This is a genomic window from Pseudonocardia sp. 2-7 (assembly GCF_056341085.1).
The window spans coordinates 2,643,963-2,659,405 of the sequence record NZ_CP094507.1; the positions used below are offsets into that span (position 1 = coordinate 2,643,963).

The window sequence follows — 15,443 nt, forward strand, 5'->3', positions numbered from 1 at the left end:
GGTCAGCCCCGGCGGCGCGCGTGCTCCAGCAGCGCGGTCGCGGTGAGCTTGCCCAGCTCGTTCGCGGCCAGCGGGCTGTCGCCGGTGATGACGTTGCGGTCGGTGGTGCAGCGGCCGGTCATGTCGTCGTTGACCACACGGACGCCCTCGTCCTGGAGGGCCTTGCCGAGCAGCCAGGGCATCTCGCCGGGCAGGTAGCCGATGTCGATGTTGGCGCCGGCGTCGAGGGCGTCGGGGAACACGCACATCTCGTAGCCCTCGAACACCGACCGGCCGCGGCCGATGCGGGTGGAGAGGAACGCGGCGGGCCCGTGGCACAGCGACACCACGAGCCGGTCGGTGCGCATCGCCCATTCCAGGGTGTCGCGGACGTCGGTGGAGAACGGCAGCCCGGACAGCGCGCCGTGCCCGCCGGGGACGAACACCGCGAGGTAGTCCGAGTCCTCGCCCAGCTCGCGCTCGACGACCTCGGCCAGCGACTTCGGGGCCCGCCACTGCGCGAGCAGCGTGTCGCGGGCGCTGCCGACCGCCTCGTCCTCGCCGGGGTAGGCCCACCACTCGAACTTCGCCGGGTTGCCGGTGAGCGTCGCGATCTCGACGCCGAACCCGGCCTCCAGGACGTGGTGCAGGGGGAGCAGAGTCTCCACCGGGTGGTTGCCGGTGGAGAAGAAGGTGCCGTTGCCCATGCGCAGGTAGCGCTCGTCGGTGGCCAGCACGAGCACCTTCCAGCGGCCGCCGGACCAGGCGTTCCGCTCGGTGGCGAGACCGTCGAAGTCGGTCCTCGGCGCGGTGTAGGCGTCCAGGGAGTACGGCGACGGGAAGTACGCCTCGTGCTCCGCCGGGTCCGCGGTCGGGTCCTTGCTGAGCGTGCTGTCGGACATCGGGGTGCCTCCGGGTCGTTCGTGCGGTGCCCGCACGGCGTACCCCCGCCCGGTGTCGGCGAACCGCGCCGCCGTGCGTTCACCAACTTGTCCATACAGGGTGGTGGACGGGCCGGCGAGGTGGTGCGACCGTCGCGGGCATGGCAGCTCCCGTGACGACCGCCCGCTACGCCCGCTGGGACGGTGTCGGCGCCCCGTTCCGCCTGGTCACGACCGCGCTCGGCGAGCCGGGGCCGGGGGAGGTCCTGGTGGCGGTCGACCTGGCGACGGTGTGCGGTTCGGACCTGCACACGACCCGCGGCCATCGCTCGTCGCCGGTGCCGGGGGTGCTCGGGCACGAGCAGGTCGGGCGGGTCGTCGCGACGGCGCCGGGCCTGCGCCACGTCGACCGCGCGCCGGTCCGGACCGGCGACCGGATCGTCTTCTCGGTCGCCGCGTCCTGCGGGGAGTGCCGCCGCTGCCGTCGCGGGATCCCCCAGAAGTGCACCGACCTGCACAAGTACGGCCACGCCCCGCTGGACGAGGCCCGTCCGCTGACCGGCGGGTTCGCCACCCACTGCCTGCTCGCCCCGGGCACGGCGACGGTCGTCGTCCCCCCAGCGGTGCCCGACGAGGTCGCCGCACCCGCCTCGTGCGCGACGGCCACGGTCGCCGCGGTCCTCGACGCCGCGGGCTCGCCGGGACCGGGATCGCGGGTGCTGGTGACCGGTGCGGGCATGCTCGGTGTGACCGCGGTGGCGATGGCCTCCCGCGCGGGCGCCGAGGTCGTGGTCGCCGACCCGCACGCCGACCGTCGCGCCCGGGCCCGCCGCTTCGGCGCAGCGGACACGGTCGGGACCCCGCCGGAACGGGGGTTCGACGTCGCGCTGGAGTTGTCCGGTGCACCCGCCGCCGTGCGCGCCTGCCTCGATGCGCTCGACGTCGGCGGTACCGCCGTCCTCGCCGGGTCGGTCTCGCCCGGCCCCGCGGTGGGACTCGACCCGGAACGCCTGGTCCGCGGGCTGCACACGGTCGTCGGCGTGCACAACTACGCGCCCCGCCACCTCGCCGCCGCGGTCGCGTTCCTCGTCGCGGAGCACACGCGGTTCCCGTTCGCCGAGCTGACCGGTGGCCCGTGGTCCCTCGACGCGCTCGACGACGCCTTCGCCGCCGCCGGGGCGCCGGGTGCGGCGCCGCGCCAGGCCGTGCGTCCCTGACGTCGCTCCCGATCGCCGGGCCGGGGCATCGCACGAACCGATGCGGCAGGGCGGTCCTTCTCCCGGCTCCGGAGGGGATGTGTGTGTCGATTCGCTTACCCGGTAAGCGAATTCAGAACAGGGGCACCTCTGAGCGGCAGCGGCAGGGGCAGCGGCGGCTGCAGGGGTGGCGGCGGTGCGACCCCCGGTCCGAGCACCGCCGTCGCCGGCGGGAGCGCGTCGCAGCCCACCCGCGGGTGGACCCGCTCCCGCCCGCTCATTCCCGCGCGAACCCACCCCGCCCGCTGCGGGTGTTCGTCACCGTCACGGTCGCGACGTCCGGGCGGTAGCGGTCCTCCGACCACTCGAGGGCGTCCCCGGCGGAGTCCCAGGTCAGCCGCCGTTCGCGGAGCAGGGGATGTCCGACCTCGACGTCGAGCAGGGACGCGTCCAGCTCGTCGGCGGCGACGGCGTCGAAGGTGTGCCGGGCCGCGTGCAGGTCGACGCCCTGGCCGGTGAGCAGGGCGTAGATCGACCCGGCGTTGAGATCGGCGTCGAGCAGGGCGCGCCCGACCTTCTCCACGTAGGTCATCCGCTCCAGCATCGCGGGACGGTCGTCGAGCAGGCGCAGCCGGATCAGCTGGACCGCGTAGTCCTCGGGCTCCAGGCCCAGCGCCGCCGCGACCGCGGGCGACGGGTGCCGCAGCGCGATCTCGTGCAGGCGCTGGCCCGGGACGTGGCCGGTCAGCTCCGCACGCCGGGTGAAGGACAGGAACGACTCGAACGGCTGGGCGGGTACCGCGTCGAGCACCACCGGGCGCCGGCCCTGCCCGCCGCCGATCAGGCCCTCGTCGCGCAGGGCGGCCAGGGCCTGGCGAACGGGGCCGCGCGACGCCGAGAACTCCCGGCACAGCTCGGCCTCGGACGGCAGCGCCTCCCCGACACCGATCGCGCCGCTGCGGATCCGGGTGCGCAGCTCGTCGGCCAGCGTGCGGTGCAACGGGGTCCCCACGGATGGTGACTCTACAAGTGCCAGGGCGCTGAGCACGACGTCCAGCGGTCGGGCAGGTGAACGGATTCCGACTTGTATCGACAAGTCATTGCGGTCCGGGACATCCGGCTGGCACCGTCGCCGCCGTGACCCGGACGAGTGACCTCCTGATCGTCGGGGCCGGCGTCGTCGGCCTCGCCCACGCCGTCGAGGCCGTCGACCGCGGCCTGGACGTGACCGTGCTCGAGCGGGACGAGCACGCCGTCGGGGCCACGGTGCGCAACTTCGGCCACGGCTGCCTCACCGCCCAGACCGGCGACGCGCTGGAGTTCGCCACCCGCGGCCGCGGCACCTGGTTGCGACTGGGTGCCGCGGCCGGGTTCGGCGTCGCCGAGTGCGGCACCGTGGTCGTCGCCCGGTCGGCCGAGGAGCGCGCCGCGCTCGAGGAGCTCGCGGCCACTCGGGGCGACGACGTCGAACTGCTCGACCCGGCGCAGGTCGTCGACCGGGTCCCGGTCGCCCGCGAGGGACTGCACGGCGGGGCGTTCCTGCCGCGTGACCTGCGGGTCGAACAGCGCCGGGCGGCCGGGGCGATCGCGGCGTGGCTCGCGGCCCGGCCCGGTGCCGAGATCCACTTCGGCTGCCCGGTGCACAGCATCGACGCGGCCGGCGCCGTGCCGGGCGAGATCGGATACGACAACGGCGACGGCCCGGTGGTCGTCCGCACCGGGCGCGGGGAGTTCCGGGCCCACCGGGTCCTCCTGTGCGTCGGTCACGACCTGGACCGCCTCGTCCCCGGCCTCGCCGACGACGCGGGCCTGCGGCGCTGCGTCCTGCAGATGCTGCAGGTCCGCCCGTACACCCCGCTCACGATCGGCCCGGCCGTGCTCACCGGCAGCTCGATGCTGCGCTACCCGGCCCTGTCGGGCACCGCGGGCGCCGCCGCGCTGCGCGAGCGCTGGCGCACCGAGCGCCCGGACCTGCTCGACGCGGGCGTCAACCACATGCTCACCCAGCTGCCCGGCGGCGACCTCGTCGTCGGCGACACCCACCACTACGACCGCACGCCCGAGCCCTGGACCGACGAGACCCTCGACGACCTGCTGCTCGCCGAGACCCGGGCGCTGCTCGGGACCGACGTCGACGTCGTCCGCCGCTGGCGGGGCGTCTACGCGGACGCCCCCGGCGAGTTCCTGATCCGCCCGGTCGCACCGGCGACGACCGCCGTCGCGGTCACCTCCGGCATCGGCATGACCACCGCGTTCGGCCTCGCACCGGCCGTGCTCGACCGCGTCCTCTGAAACGGGAGACCCCCATGCGCCGCCCCCGCCTGCTCGCCGTCGCCGCACTGGCCGCGAGCCTCGCCCTCACCGCCTGCGCCGGCCCGTCCGGCCCCGCCGTCGCCGGGTCGCCCACCTGCCCCGGCGGGCAGATCCGGATGGGCATCGAACCCTTCGAGGACCCGGCGAAGCTCGTGCCCGCCGCGGAGATCCTCGGCGACGCCCTCGAACGCCGGCTGAGCTGCCCGGTCCGGGTACAGGTCACCGAGGACTACGCGGCCGAGGTCCTCGCCATGCGCAACGACCGTCTGGAGATCGGGATCTTCGGCCCGCTCGGCTACGTCTTCGCGTCCGAGCGCGCCGGGGCCGAGCCGGTCGCCTCGTTCGGCACCTCGACCGGGGAACTGTCCGCCTACACCGCCGGGATCTGGGTGCCGCGCGATTCCGACGTCACCACGGTGGCCCAGCTGCGCGGCCGCACCCTCGCCCTGGGCTCGGTCGGCTCCACCTCCGGTGACGCCCTCCCACGCAAGGCACTGCTCGACGCCGGGCTCGCCCCCGCCGACGTCCGGGTCGACTACGCCGGCGGCCACCCCGAGGCGCTGCTCGCGCTGACCAACGGCACCGTCGACGCCGCCGAGATCAACTCCCAGCAGCTGGCCTCGGCCACCGTGTCGGGGACGTTCGACCCGGCCGGGTTCCGCCGGGTCTGGACCTCCGCGCCGATCCCCAACGATCCGGTGACCGTGCGCGGCAACCTCGACCCGGCCTTCAAGGCCGCCGTCACCGACGCCCTGCTGAACCTCGACCCGCAGGCGGTGGGGGAGATCGGCGCGCTGCTCGACGTCACCCCGCCCGGGAAGCTCGTCCCGGTCACCCGCGACACCTACGCACCGCTGTTCGAGCTGGCCGGCACGCTCGGCCTGACCGAGAAGGACGTCCAGTGAGCGCGCTGCTGGCGGTCCGCGGGGCCCGGGTGCGCTACGGCGACCGCGAGGTCCTCCACGGCGTCGACATCGACGTCCACGCCGGGGAGCTGCTCGCCGTCCTCGGCGCCAACGGCTCGGGCAAGTCGACGCTGCTGCGCGCTGCCGCCGGGCTGACCCCGCACCTCGGCCGGGTGCTCGTCGGCGGCCGGCCGCGCGGACGACTCGACGTCGCCCTGGTCTTCCAGCGGATCCACCTCGTCACCCGGCGCACCGTGCTCGACAACGTCTGCGCCGGCGCTCTGGGACGGCTCCCGCTGCGGTCCTCGCTGGTCCCGGCCCTGTTCCCGCGGGCGCTGCGGGAGGAGGCGATGGGCTGCCTGGACCGCGTCGGCCTCGCCGAACGCGCCCACGACCGCGCCGGGTCGCTGTCCGGCGGGCAGCAGCAGCGGGTCGCCGTCGCCCGCGCACTGTGCCAGCGCGCCAGGGTCCTGCTCGCCGACGAGCCGGTGTCCGCGCTCGACCCGGCCGCCGCCGAGCAGGTGCTCGACCTCCTCGCCGAGCTCGCCCACACCGAGCGCCTCGCCGTGCTCGCCGTCCTGCACCAGCCCGACCTCGCCGCGCGGCACGCCGACCGCGTCGTCGGGCTGCGGTCCGGGCACGTCGTCCTCGACGGACCACCCGGCGGCGACATCCGCGCGCTCTACCCCGACACCGCCGACCACCGTGAGCCGGCGTCCGCCCTGGAGGCCGCACCGTGACCACCACCGCACCGGACGTCCGTCGCGTCCCCGTCCCGCCGCGCCGCCGCGACCCACGCACCCTCGTCGTGGCCGCGACGGTCGTCGTCGTGCTGCTCGTCGTGCACGTCATCGCCTGGCGCACCACCGAGATGTCGTTCGCGACGCTGCTCGGCGGCGCCGACGGCATGGCCGAGTTCCTCACCGAGGCGGTCCCGCCCGACCTGTCCTGGGCGGTACTGGGGCCGAGCCTGCAGGGAGCCCTGGTCACCCTGTGGATCGGGCTGCTCGGCACCACCCTGTCGATCCCGTTCGCGCTGGTGCTCGCCCTGGCCGCCGCGCGGGGTACCGCCCCGGGGCCGGTCACCTACCAGGTCGCCCGTGGCCTGCTGTCGTTCCTGCGTGCCGTGCCCGACGTCGTGTTCGCACTGGTCTTCGTCACCGCGGTCGGGCTCGGCCCGTTCCCCGGGGTGCTCGCGCTGGTCCTGCACAACATCGGCGTGATGGGCAAGCTGTGGGCCGAGACGGTCGAGGACGCCGACCCCGGCCCGCCCACTGCGCTGCGCTCCGCGGGTGCCGGACGGCTGCAGGTCGCCGTGCACGCGCTGCTGCCGTCGGTCACCCCGCAGCTGGTGGGGCTGCTGCTCTACCGCTTCGACGTCAACGTCCGCTCGTCGCTGGTGCTCGGCCTGGTCGGCGCCGGCGGCATCGGGTTCCTCATCAACCAGTCCATCCAGCTGTTCCGGTTCGACGAGATGCTCACCCACATCCTCGTCGTACTGGTGCTGATCGTCGCGGTCGACCAGCTGTCCGCGCTGGTCCGCCGCCGCCTCGGGAGTGACACGTGATCCGACTCGCCGCACTGGACATCGCCGGGACCACCGTCGACGAGGGGGGAGCGGTCTACCGGGTCCTCGCCGACGTCGTCGCCCGCGCCGGGCATCCGGCCGACGACGTCGCGATCCGCCGCTGGATGGGGGCCGACAAGCGCGAGGCCCTCGGCGCGCTCACCGGCGTCCGCGACGCCCGCGCCGTCGAGGGCCTGCACGACGCCTTCGTCGCCCGCCTCGCCGACGCCTACGCCGCGTCCCCGCCGCGTCCCCTGCCCGGGGTCCCCGAGGCGCTGACCGCGCTGCGCGCGGCGGGGATCGCGGTGGTGCTGACCACCGGGTTCGACCGGCAGGTCACCGACCCGCTGCTGGCCGCGCTCCCCGGGCGCTTCACCGGGCAGCTCGACGCCGTGGTCTGTGCCGAGGAGGTCGCGGCCGGACGGCCCGACCCGGCGATGATCCGGCGCGCGATGGCGCTGACCGGGGTCGACGACCCCGCGGCGGTGCTGACAGCGGGGGACACCGTGCTCGACGTCGAGGCCGGCCGCAACGCCCGGGCCGGGCGGGTCGTCGCGGTGCTCACCGGGGCGCAGGGCCGCGCCGAGCTCCGCGCGGCGGGGCCGACCGACGTCGTCGACGGGGTCGCGGTGCTCCCCGGTCTGCTCGGGGGCACCCGGCGGGCGGGCTGAGCGGGACGGATCAGAAGTCGTGGCCCGCCTCCGGCGGCGCCCCGGTGATCCGCCGCAGGTGCACCCGGCGCGCGAGCCGGATCACCGGGCGGATCATCAGCTCGATCGAGCCGATGAGGAACAGCCAGGTCCCCGCGTAGGTGGTGGCCTCGTGGAAGAACAGCACGCTGCCGATCACGAACCACAGCGCGACCAGGATGTCGTTGACGATGCTGAGCACCTCGTACCGCTGCCGGACGACGAGCTCCTCGCGCCCGATGGTGAACGTCAGCGGCCGGTCGTGCGCGGTCTGTCCCATGAGCCGCCGGGTACCCCGCCGACCGGCCGGTCGCACGCGGGGGAAGGGTGAGCACGTGCACACGACCCCGCAGCGCCGGCTCGGTACCGGCGACGCCGTCGTCCTCGGTGTCGGCTCCATGCTCGGTGCGGGGGTGTTCGCGGTGTTCGGGCCCGCCGCGGCGATCGCCGGGACCGCGCTGCTCCCGGCGCTGCTGGTGGCCGGGGCGATCGCGACGGCGAACGCGATGTCCTCGGCCTGGCTCGCCGCCCGGTACCCGGAGTCCGGCGGCGCCTACGTGTACGGGCGTCGCAGGCTGGGGGAGACGTGGGGGTTCCTCGCCGGGTGGGCGTTCGTCACCGGCAAGACCGCCTCGTGCGCCGCGATGGCCCTGACGCTGGGCTCCTACGCGTGGCCGGAGCACGCCCGCGCGGTCGCGGCGGCGGCCGTCGTCGCGATGGTGGCGGTCAACCTGCGCGGCATCACCCGCACCGCGCTCGTCACCCGGCTGCTGGTCGTGTGCACCGTCGCCGTGCTGGCCGCGGTGGTCGTCGCCGCGTTCTCCCGGCCGGCCGTCGTCTCCCCGTTCGACGGCTGGGCCGGCGCCGGTCCGCTCGCGGTGCTGCAGGCGGCCGGGCTGCTGTTCTTCGCCTTCGCCGGGTACGCCCGCATCGCCACCCTCGGGGAGGAGGTGCGCGACCCCGCCCGCACCATCCCGCGGGCGATCCCGCTCGCGCTCGGCCTGGTGCTGGTGGTCTACGCGGTCGTCGCGGTCGCGGCGCTGCGGGCCGCCGGTCCGGACGCACTGGCGGCCTCCGCTGCGCCGCTGGCCACCGCGGCCGGGGACCCGACGGCGCCGCTCGTCCGGGTCGGGGGTGCCCTCGCCTCGGCCGGGGTGCTGCTGGCACTGGTCGCCGGGGTGGGCCGCACCGTGCTGGCGATGGCGCGCGACCGGGAGCTGCCGGGCGCGCTGGCCGCGGTGCACCCGCGGTTCGCGGTGCCGCACCGCGCCGAGCTCGCCACCGGCGCCGTCGTGCTGCTGCTGGTCCTGACCGCCGCCCCGGTCACCGCGATCGGCCTGTCCGGGTTCGCGGTGCTGCTGTACTACGCGGTCGCGAACGCCGCGGCGCTGACCCTGCACCGTGACCGGCCGTGGCGACGGGCGCTGTCGGGGTCCGGGCTGCTCGGCTGCGTGCTGCTGGCGGTGCTGCTGCCCCCGGTGTCGGTGCTCACCGGGACGGTGGTCCTGGCGGCCGGGACGGCGGTGCGGGCCGTGGTCCGGACCGGGCGCGACCGGGGGTCGCGGCCGCCGACGGGGTGCGGCCGGTCGGACCCCACCGGGCTCTGAGCCCGGCGACCTGGCCGCGCCCGGGAGCGGCGGACCACGCCGGCGCTCAGCAGGGGCGGTGCCCGTCGGTCCCGTCGCGCAGGACGCCGAGGATCCGGGTCAGCTCGCGACGGTCGGCATCGGACAGCCGGGCGAACAGGGCCTCGGCGCCGTCGGCCCGAGCGGCCCGCACGGCCTGCGACGTCGCCGCGCCCTTGTCCGTGACCCGCACCAGCACCGCACGCCGATCCGCAGGGTCGGTGGCCCGCTCGACCATCCCGAGCCCGGCCAGTGCGTCGACGACCTCGGTCGCCGAGCGCGGGGTGATGCGCAGGTGCCCGGCCAGTGCGCCCGGGCGCATCTCGCCGTGACGGACGAGCGTGCCGAGCGCCCGGGCCTGCGACGGCGTCAGGCCCCAGCCCGCCAGCCGCTCGGCCGAGGCGTGGCGCAGCGAGCGCGCCACCGACCAGAACGTGTCGACGAGGTCGCTGCGCGAGGTCCTGGTCTGGTCCCGGTCCGGCACGGGAACAGACTAGCAAGCAATGCTGTTGCTGCCTCATAGTGAGGTAACCACAGCATTGTGAGGAGCGCTCCTTGGATCCCCGACCCCCGAACCGGCCCGGCCGGCCCGACACCCGTACCCCCTCCCCGGAGGAGAAGGAACAGGCCCGCGCGGTCTCGCTGCGGCGCATCGGCGCCCTGTTCGCCCCGCACCGGGGCCCGCTTTCGGTCGTCGTCGCGACGATCGTCGCCTCGTCGATCGTCGGGATGGCCTCGCCGTTCCTGCTGCGCGAGGTCATCGACGTGGCGCTGCCGCAGCGCGACGTCGCCCTGCTCGCCTGGCTCGCCGGCGGGATGGTCGCGGTCGCCGCGGTCACCGCCGCACTCGGCGTCGCCCAGACCTGGATCTCCACCCGCATCGGCCAGGAGGTCATGCACGGGCTGCGCACCGGCGTCTTCGCCCACCTGCAGCGCCAGAGCCTGGCCTTCTTCACCCGCACCCGCACCGGTGAGGTGCAGTCGCGCATCACCAACGACATCGGCGGCATGCAGTCGGTGGTTACGAACACCGCGACCTCGGTCGCGTCCAACCTGACCACCACCGTCGCGACCCTGGTCGCCATGCTCGCACTGTCCTGGCAGCTCACCCTGGTCTCGCTCGTCGTGCTGCCCCCGGCGATCCTGCTGACCCGCCGGGTCGCCCGCACCCGCCGCGCGATCACCGCCGCCCAGCAGCGGGAGCTGGCCGACCTCAACGTCACCGTCGAGGAGAGCCTGTCCGTCGACGGCGTCGCCCTGTCCAAGACCCTCGGCAGCGGACCGGAGCTGACCCGGCGGTTCACCGACTCCTCGTCGCGCCTGATCGGGCTGGAGCTGCGCTCCCAGCTCGCCGGACGCTGGACGATGGCCGTCACCCAGGTCGTGTTCGCCGCCGTCCCGGCGGTCATCTACCTCGCCGCCGGCCTGCCCTTCGCGGCCGGGACGATGAGCATCGGCACCCTTGTCGCGTTCACCGCGCTGCAGGGCGGGCTGTTCCGGCCGGTCATGGGGCTGCTGAGCGTCGGGGTCCAGATCGTGGCGTCGCTGGCGCTGTTCGCCCGGATCTTCGAGTACCTGGACCTGACCGTCGACGTCGTGGAGCCCGAGCACCCGGTCGCGATGGACCACGACCGCGTCCGCGGGCACGTGCGCCTCGAGGGCGTCACCTTCGCCTACCCGGGCAGCGACGCCGCCGCCGTCGCCGGGATCGACCTCGACGTCCCGGCCGGGACCACCCTGGCGCTGGTCGGCGAGACCGGCTCCGGCAAGACCACCCTGGCGGGGCTGGTCGCGCGGCTGCACGACCCGACCGCGGGCCGGGTCACCATCGACGGCGTGGACCTGCGGGACATGGCCGCCGCCGACCTCACCCGGATCGTCGGCGTCGTCGGGCAGGACACCTACCTGCTGCACGCCACCGTGCGGGAGAACCTGCGCCACGCCCGTCCGGACGCCACCGACGCCGAGATCGAGGCCGCCGCGCGCGCCGCACAGGTCCACGACCTGATCACCGGCCTGCCGGACGGCTACGACACCGTCGTCGGGTCGCGCGGGCACCGCTTCTCCGGCGGGGAGAAGCAGCGCATCGCCATCGCCCGGACGCTGCTGCGCGACCCGAAGGTGCTGGTCCTCGACGAGGCCACCAGCGCGCTGGACACCCGCACCGAGCGGGCCGTGCAGGCCGCGTTCGACGCGCTGGCCCACGGCCGCACGACGATCACCATCGCGCACCGGCTGTCGACCGTGCGCGACGCCGACCGGATCGCCGTCGTCGACCACGGCCGGATCGTCGAGTCCGGCAGCCACGACGAGCTGCTCGCCGACGCGGGCCGCTACGCCGCGCTGGCCACGGTGTGAGCGGCGACGGGATGGGCGCCTACGCCACGCCCGGGGCCGTGACGACCTCGACCAGCCGCGGCCCGTCGGCAGCGAACGCGTCCTTCAGCGCGGCCGCCGCCGACGCGGCGTCGGACACCGACACCGCCGGGACGCCGTAGCCCTCGGAGATCTTCACGAAGTCCAGGCCGGGGACGTCCAGGCCCGGTGTCTCCCCGGTGCCCAGCAGCCCCGCGAAGCCGCGCAGCGCACCGTAGGTGCCGTTGCGCAGGATCACGAAGACCACCGGCACCCGGTACTGCGCCGCCGTCCACAGCGCGGTGATGCCGTAGTTGGCCGACCCGTCGCCGACGAGTGCGACCACCCGGCGCGCCTCGCCGTGGGCCAGCTGCGCCCCGACGGCGGCGGGCAGCCCGAACCCCAGCCCGCCGGAGGCGGGGAACAGGTAGCTGCCCGGCTCGGTGAGATCGGCCTGGGCGACGAAGTCGTCGATGGTCGAGGTGGACTCGCAGACGTGCACGGTCCCGGCCGGGGCCGCGTCGCGGACCAGCGCGAACAGCTGCTGCGGCGGCACGTGGTCCTCGGCGCCCTGCGGTGCGGGCGGCCCGGACCGGGGCGGCAGCGGCTCCCGCCCGGAGGCGGGCACCCGTCCGGCGAGCGCGGCCAGCGCCGGGCCGACCGGGCCGACCCACGCCTCGCCCATCGGGGCCCGCGCGGCCTCGGCCGGGTCCGCGGTCAGGTGCAGCAGCCGGGTGCCCGCCGGCAGCAGGTCACCGGGGACCCACTGGTGGTAGCGGAACACCGGCGCGCCCGCGACGAGCACGACGTCGTGCCCGGCCAGCCGGTCGGACACGTCGCGCACCGAGGCCGGGAGGATCCCGCGGAACGCCGGGTGCCGGGTCGGGAACGGGCACCGCGACGCCGACGGTGCGATCCAGACCGGGCAGGCGAGCCGCTCGGCGAGGGCGACGGCGTGGTCGTTGGCCCGGTCCGCGTCGACCTGCGGGCCCAGCACCAGCACCGGGTTCGCCGCCCCGGCCAGCGCCCCGGCCAGCTCGGAGAGCGCCGCCTCGCCGAGCTCGGCGGCGGCGGTCGCACGCCGGGACGGCAGGTGCGCGGCGTCCGGGCCCGCCTCGCGGGACCAGTCGTCGTAGGGGATCGAGAGGTAGACCGGCCCCCGGGGGGCCAGCAGCGCGGTGTGCACCGCCTGGGACAGCGCACGCGGCACGTCCTGGGCCGACGCGGGCTCGGCGGCGTACTTGACCAGCGGGCGTGGCAGCGCGGCCGCGTCCACGTTGGTCAGCATGACCTCCTGGCCGACCGTGGACCGCACCTGCTGGCCCGCGGTCAGCACGAGCGGGGAGTGGGAGTAGACGGCGTTGGTGAGCGCGCCCATCGCGTTGCCCGACCCGGACGCCGCGTGCAGGTTGACCAGCGCCGGGCCGCCGGTGGCCAGGGCGTAGCCGTCGGCCATGCCCAGTACGGCACCCTCGTGCAGGCCGAGTACGTAGCGCACCCCGTCGGGCATCGCCGCGAGGAAGGGCAGCTCGTTCGAGCCGGGGTTGCCGAACACGGTGTCGATGCCGTGGGCGGTCAGCACCTGCCAGCCGGCCTCGCCGACGGTCGTCATGGGGCTCCTCGGGTCGCGGGACCCCACCGTAGGTGCCCTCAGCGGTGTGCGGCGACCCGCTCGGCCCGGGCGCCGCGGCGCACGTGGGCGACGACCAGCGGCCGCACGGCCAGCGCGGCGGCGGCCAGGACCAGGGTGACGGCGGTGGGTGCCAGCGGCACGGAGACGATCGTGGCGACGGCCAGCAGCACCATGAGCACACCGGCGAGCACGACCGTGCGCACCTCGGTCGACCGCGACTGCGGAGCGGCTCGGAACATGGCGTCCACCTCCTGATCGGCGCCCGGGCCCCTGCTCGCTCCGTGCGCCCCGAACACCGGAGTTCGGTCCGGCTAACTCTACTCCTCGGCGCGCCTGAACAACAGCGTCGGGTCGCCGCGGAACCCGTGATCACTTATCGTGTACGCAGCGTCACACCTGTCGGGGGGCCGTCGGGGACGCCACGACGGGGGTGACGTGTGACCGCACCGGTACGAGATCCCCGCCGTCACGTGCTGACCGTGCCGGTCAGCGACGAGCAGCTCGCCGAGGACGTCGCCGCGTTCCTGGCCGAGGGGCTCACGGCGGGGGAGCGGGTCGCCTACTTCGACGACGACACCGCCGGGCTGGTGCTGTCCCGCCTGGCCGACGACGGCGTCGACGTGACCGGCCCGCTGCGGTCCGGGCAGTTCCAGCTCGTCCCGGGCGACTTCACCCGCGCCGCCGTGCACGCCCCGCTCGACGAGCTGACCGGGGTGATGGAGCAGAACATCACCTCCGCCCTCGACGACGGCTGGGCCGGGCTGCGCTTCAGCGGCCAGATGGACCACGGGTTGCGCCGGCCCGGGGGACAGGTGCTCGACGAGTACGACCGCAGGCTCGACGACGCCGTCCGCGACCACCCGCTGCGCGCGCTGTGCGTCTACGACCACCTGCGCTACCCCGACGAGCTCATCGCGACGATGCGCAGCCTCCACCCCGCCGAGCTGACCGCCGCCCCGCTCTACGACGACAGCCTGCTGCGCGTCACCGAGATCGGCCCGGCCCGGGTCCGGCTGGCCGGCGAGGTCGACCACGCCAACCGGCCCCAGGTCCGCCGGGTGCTGGCCAGACTGATCGACCAGGTCGTGCGCGGCGACGTCGGCGAGGGGACCCTGACCGCGGACCTGTCCGCGCTGCGGTTCGTCGACGTCGCCGGTGCGGTCAGCCTCGTGCACGCCGCCGACGAGCTCCCGGTCAGCGTGCGGCTGCGGCTGGTGAACCTGCGCCCCGGTGTGGCCCGGCTGCTCGAACGCTGCGGTGCGGGGTTCGCCCCGCAGCTGGAGATGAGCACCCGCGAGCGGCACGTCCTCTGCCCCGCCGACGCGCTGGGCCTCGCCGGGGGTGCGGCGGAGTGAGCGGGCTGGTGCACGCCCTGTGCCGGCACGGCGACGACGACCTGACCGACCGGCTCGCCGACACCGTGCTCGACGCGCTCGCCGCGGGCGGGTCGGTGGCGACCCTGCTCCGCCCGGTCACCGAGGTCGCGCTGCGCGGCCGGGTCGCCGAGGCCCTCGGCGCGGACGCCGTCGCCGGGCTGCTGCGGCTGCGCCGCGACTGCGGGCCCGACGGCCCGTCGGGCCAGACCGAGGCGGCACGGCTGGCCCGGGTCCTGCGCGCCCGCCACCGGGCGGTCGTGGGAACCGTGACCGTCGTCGTCGAGCACTCCGCGGACCTCGACGACCCACGCGGCGCCTACTGGGGCGAGGTCGAGGCGGCCGCGGCGCTCGCCCTGGCCGACCTGCCGCTGCGGCTGCTCTGCTTCTTCCCGGCCGACCTGCCCGGGCCCGTCGCCGAGGTCGTGCGGCGCGCGCACCCGTTCGTCCTCGACGACGGCAGACCCGTCCCGACCGGCGTCGACGCCGACCCGCGCCGGCTGCTCGACGGCCTCGGCGCCCCGGTGCCCGCCGAGCTCGGCGCCCCCGCACGGGAGTTCCGCTTCGACGCCACGCAGCTGCGCGACGTGCGCCGCGCCGTCGACGAAACACTGCGCGGCCAGGGGTTCCCCGACAGCCGTGCGGAGGACGTCACCGTCGCGGTGAACGAGGTCGCCACCAACGCCGTCCACCACGGGACGCACACGGCGCGGCTCATGCTGTGGACGCCCGAGCAGGATGTCGTCTGCGAGATCCACGACGGCGGACGGCTCGCCGACCCGCTGCCCGGCCTGGCCCCGCCGGACCCGGGCCGCGCGCACGGGCGCGGGATCTGGATCGCCCGCCAGCTCTGCGACCTGCTGCACGTCTGGGGCGACGACGCGGGCACCCACGTCCGCATCCGCGCCGCCGCCTGAGCCCACCCGG

General features: G+C 75.6%; 16 protein-coding genes. 10 read left to right on the forward strand and 6 right to left on the reverse strand.

Annotated elements, in window-relative coordinates; translation table 11 throughout:
* Positions 1-2: 2 nt before the first annotated feature.
* Positions 3-881 (reverse strand): glyoxalase III HchA, encoded by an 879-nt coding sequence (gene hchA, locus MTO91_RS12920; protein ID WP_100877878.1) that lies wholly within the window; start codon positions 879-881, stop codon positions 3-5.
* A gap of 140 nt (positions 882-1,021) precedes the next feature.
* Between hchA and MTO91_RS12925 the strand changes: the two genes are divergently transcribed.
* A complete protein-coding gene (locus MTO91_RS12925; RefSeq protein ID WP_476654665.1) occupies positions 1,022-2,077 on the forward strand; it encodes an alcohol dehydrogenase catalytic domain-containing protein in 1,056 nt (351 codons plus the stop codon).
* Between the two features lie 256 nt (positions 2,078-2,333).
* Here the strand turns inward: MTO91_RS12925 and MTO91_RS12930 are convergent, their stop codons facing one another.
* The gene (locus MTO91_RS12930) at positions 2,334-3,068 is read right to left on the reverse strand and encodes a GntR family transcriptional regulator (protein ID WP_202968498.1); all 735 of its coding nucleotides are present in this window, start codon (positions 3,066-3,068) and stop codon (positions 2,334-2,336) included.
* A gap of 125 nt (positions 3,069-3,193) precedes the next feature.
* Here MTO91_RS12930 and MTO91_RS12935 point away from each other — a divergent pair, with 125 nt between their 5' ends.
* The 5 genes from MTO91_RS12935 to MTO91_RS12955 are packed head-to-tail and all read left to right on the forward strand — an operon-like array spanning position 3,194 to position 7,512.
* Positions 3,194-4,348 carry a TIGR03364 family FAD-dependent oxidoreductase gene (locus MTO91_RS12935; protein ID WP_476654667.1) on the forward strand — a complete coding sequence of 385 codons (1,155 nt, stop codon included), beginning with the start codon at positions 3,194-3,196 and terminating at the stop codon, positions 4,346-4,348.
* Positions 4,349-4,362: 14 nt separating this feature from the next.
* Positions 4,363-5,274, forward strand: coding sequence for a phosphate/phosphite/phosphonate ABC transporter substrate-binding protein (locus tag MTO91_RS12940; protein WP_405417272.1), 912 nt, complete (start codon positions 4,363-4,365; stop codon positions 5,272-5,274).
* On the forward strand, positions 5,271-6,014 hold the full coding sequence (locus MTO91_RS12945; protein WP_476654669.1) for a phosphonate ABC transporter ATP-binding protein: 744 nt from the start codon (positions 5,271-5,273) through the stop codon (positions 6,012-6,014). The genes MTO91_RS12940 and MTO91_RS12945 overlap by 4 nt, the downstream gene beginning before the upstream one ends.
* A complete protein-coding gene (phnE, locus tag MTO91_RS12950; RefSeq protein WP_476654670.1) occupies positions 6,011-6,841 on the forward strand; it encodes a phosphonate ABC transporter, permease protein PhnE in 831 nt (276 codons plus the stop codon). The genes MTO91_RS12945 and phnE overlap by 4 nt, the downstream gene beginning before the upstream one ends.
* Positions 6,838-7,512, forward strand: a complete 675-nt coding sequence (locus tag MTO91_RS12955) for a phosphonatase-like hydrolase (RefSeq protein WP_476654672.1) — start codon at positions 6,838-6,840, stop codon at positions 7,510-7,512. The genes phnE and MTO91_RS12955 overlap by 4 nt, the downstream gene beginning before the upstream one ends.
* 10 nt (positions 7,513-7,522) lie before the next feature.
* Here MTO91_RS12955 and MTO91_RS12960 read toward each other — a convergent pair whose 3' ends face one another.
* Complete coding sequence (locus tag MTO91_RS12960) at positions 7,523-7,810, reverse strand: YrhK family protein (protein WP_476654673.1); 288 nt, start codon at positions 7,808-7,810, stop codon at positions 7,523-7,525.
* Positions 7,811-7,865: 55 nt separating this feature from the next.
* Between MTO91_RS12960 and MTO91_RS12965 the strand changes: the two genes are divergently transcribed.
* Positions 7,866-9,137 (forward strand): APC family permease, encoded by a 1,272-nt coding sequence (locus tag MTO91_RS12965; protein ID WP_476654675.1) that lies wholly within the window; start codon positions 7,866-7,868, stop codon positions 9,135-9,137.
* Positions 9,138-9,183: 46 nt separating this feature from the next.
* Here the strand turns inward: MTO91_RS12965 and MTO91_RS12970 are convergent, their stop codons facing one another.
* Entirely contained in the window at positions 9,184-9,639 is a 456-nt protein-coding gene (locus tag MTO91_RS12970; protein WP_476654676.1) for a MarR family winged helix-turn-helix transcriptional regulator, read from the reverse strand.
* A 71-nt stretch (positions 9,640-9,710) separates the two neighbouring features.
* On the opposite strand from MTO91_RS12970, the gene MTO91_RS12975 reads away from it, so the two are divergent.
* Complete coding sequence (locus MTO91_RS12975; RefSeq protein ID WP_476654678.1) at positions 9,711-11,513, forward strand: ABC transporter ATP-binding protein; 1,803 nt, start codon at positions 9,711-9,713, stop codon at positions 11,511-11,513.
* Positions 11,514-11,532: 19 nt separating this feature from the next.
* Here the strand turns inward: MTO91_RS12975 and mdlC are convergent, their stop codons facing one another.
* The gene (gene mdlC, locus MTO91_RS12980) at positions 11,533-13,122 is read right to left on the reverse strand and encodes a benzoylformate decarboxylase (protein ID WP_405417263.1); all 1,590 of its coding nucleotides are present in this window, start codon (positions 13,120-13,122) and stop codon (positions 11,533-11,535) included.
* Positions 13,123-13,160: 38 nt separating this feature from the next.
* The gene (locus MTO91_RS12985; RefSeq protein ID WP_208825571.1) at positions 13,161-13,382 is read right to left on the reverse strand and encodes a hypothetical protein; all 222 of its coding nucleotides are present in this window, start codon (positions 13,380-13,382) and stop codon (positions 13,161-13,163) included.
* Between the two features lie 231 nt (positions 13,383-13,613).
* On the opposite strand from MTO91_RS12985, the gene MTO91_RS12990 reads away from it, so the two are divergent.
* Together MTO91_RS12990 and MTO91_RS12995 are read left to right on the forward strand one after the other, a co-directional pair.
* Positions 13,614-14,498: an MEDS domain-containing protein gene (locus MTO91_RS12990; RefSeq protein WP_476654679.1), complete on the forward strand. Its 885-nt coding sequence runs from the start codon at positions 13,614-13,616 to the stop codon at positions 14,496-14,498.
* Positions 14,495-15,433, forward strand: a complete 939-nt coding sequence (locus MTO91_RS12995; RefSeq protein WP_476654681.1) for an ATP-binding protein — start codon at positions 14,495-14,497, stop codon at positions 15,431-15,433. Before MTO91_RS12990 ends, MTO91_RS12995 begins: the two co-directional genes overlap by 4 nt.
* Positions 15,434-15,443 lie beyond the last annotated feature (10 nt).

Excerpts from the sequence above, each read along its gene's own strand:
- hchA (WP_100877878.1), bottom strand. The coding sequence starts at position 881 with ATGTCCGACAGCACGCTCAGCAAGGACCCGACCGCGGACCCGGCGGAG.
- MTO91_RS12960 (WP_476654673.1), bottom strand. The coding sequence starts at position 7,810 with ATGGGACAGACCGCGCACGACCGGCCGCTGACGTTCACCATCGGGCGC.
- MTO91_RS12925 (WP_476654665.1), top strand. The coding sequence starts at position 1,022 with ATGGCAGCTCCCGTGACGACCGCCCGCTACGCCCGCTGGGACGGTGTC.
- MTO91_RS12985 (WP_208825571.1), bottom strand. The coding sequence starts at position 13,382 with ATGTTCCGAGCCGCTCCGCAGTCGCGGTCGACCGAGGTGCGCACGGTC.
- mdlC (WP_405417263.1), bottom strand. The coding sequence starts at position 13,122 with ATGACGACCGTCGGCGAGGCCGGCTGGCAGGTGCTGACCGCCCACGGC.
- MTO91_RS12940 (WP_405417272.1), top strand. The coding sequence starts at position 4,363 with ATGCGCCGCCCCCGCCTGCTCGCCGTCGCCGCACTGGCCGCGAGCCTC.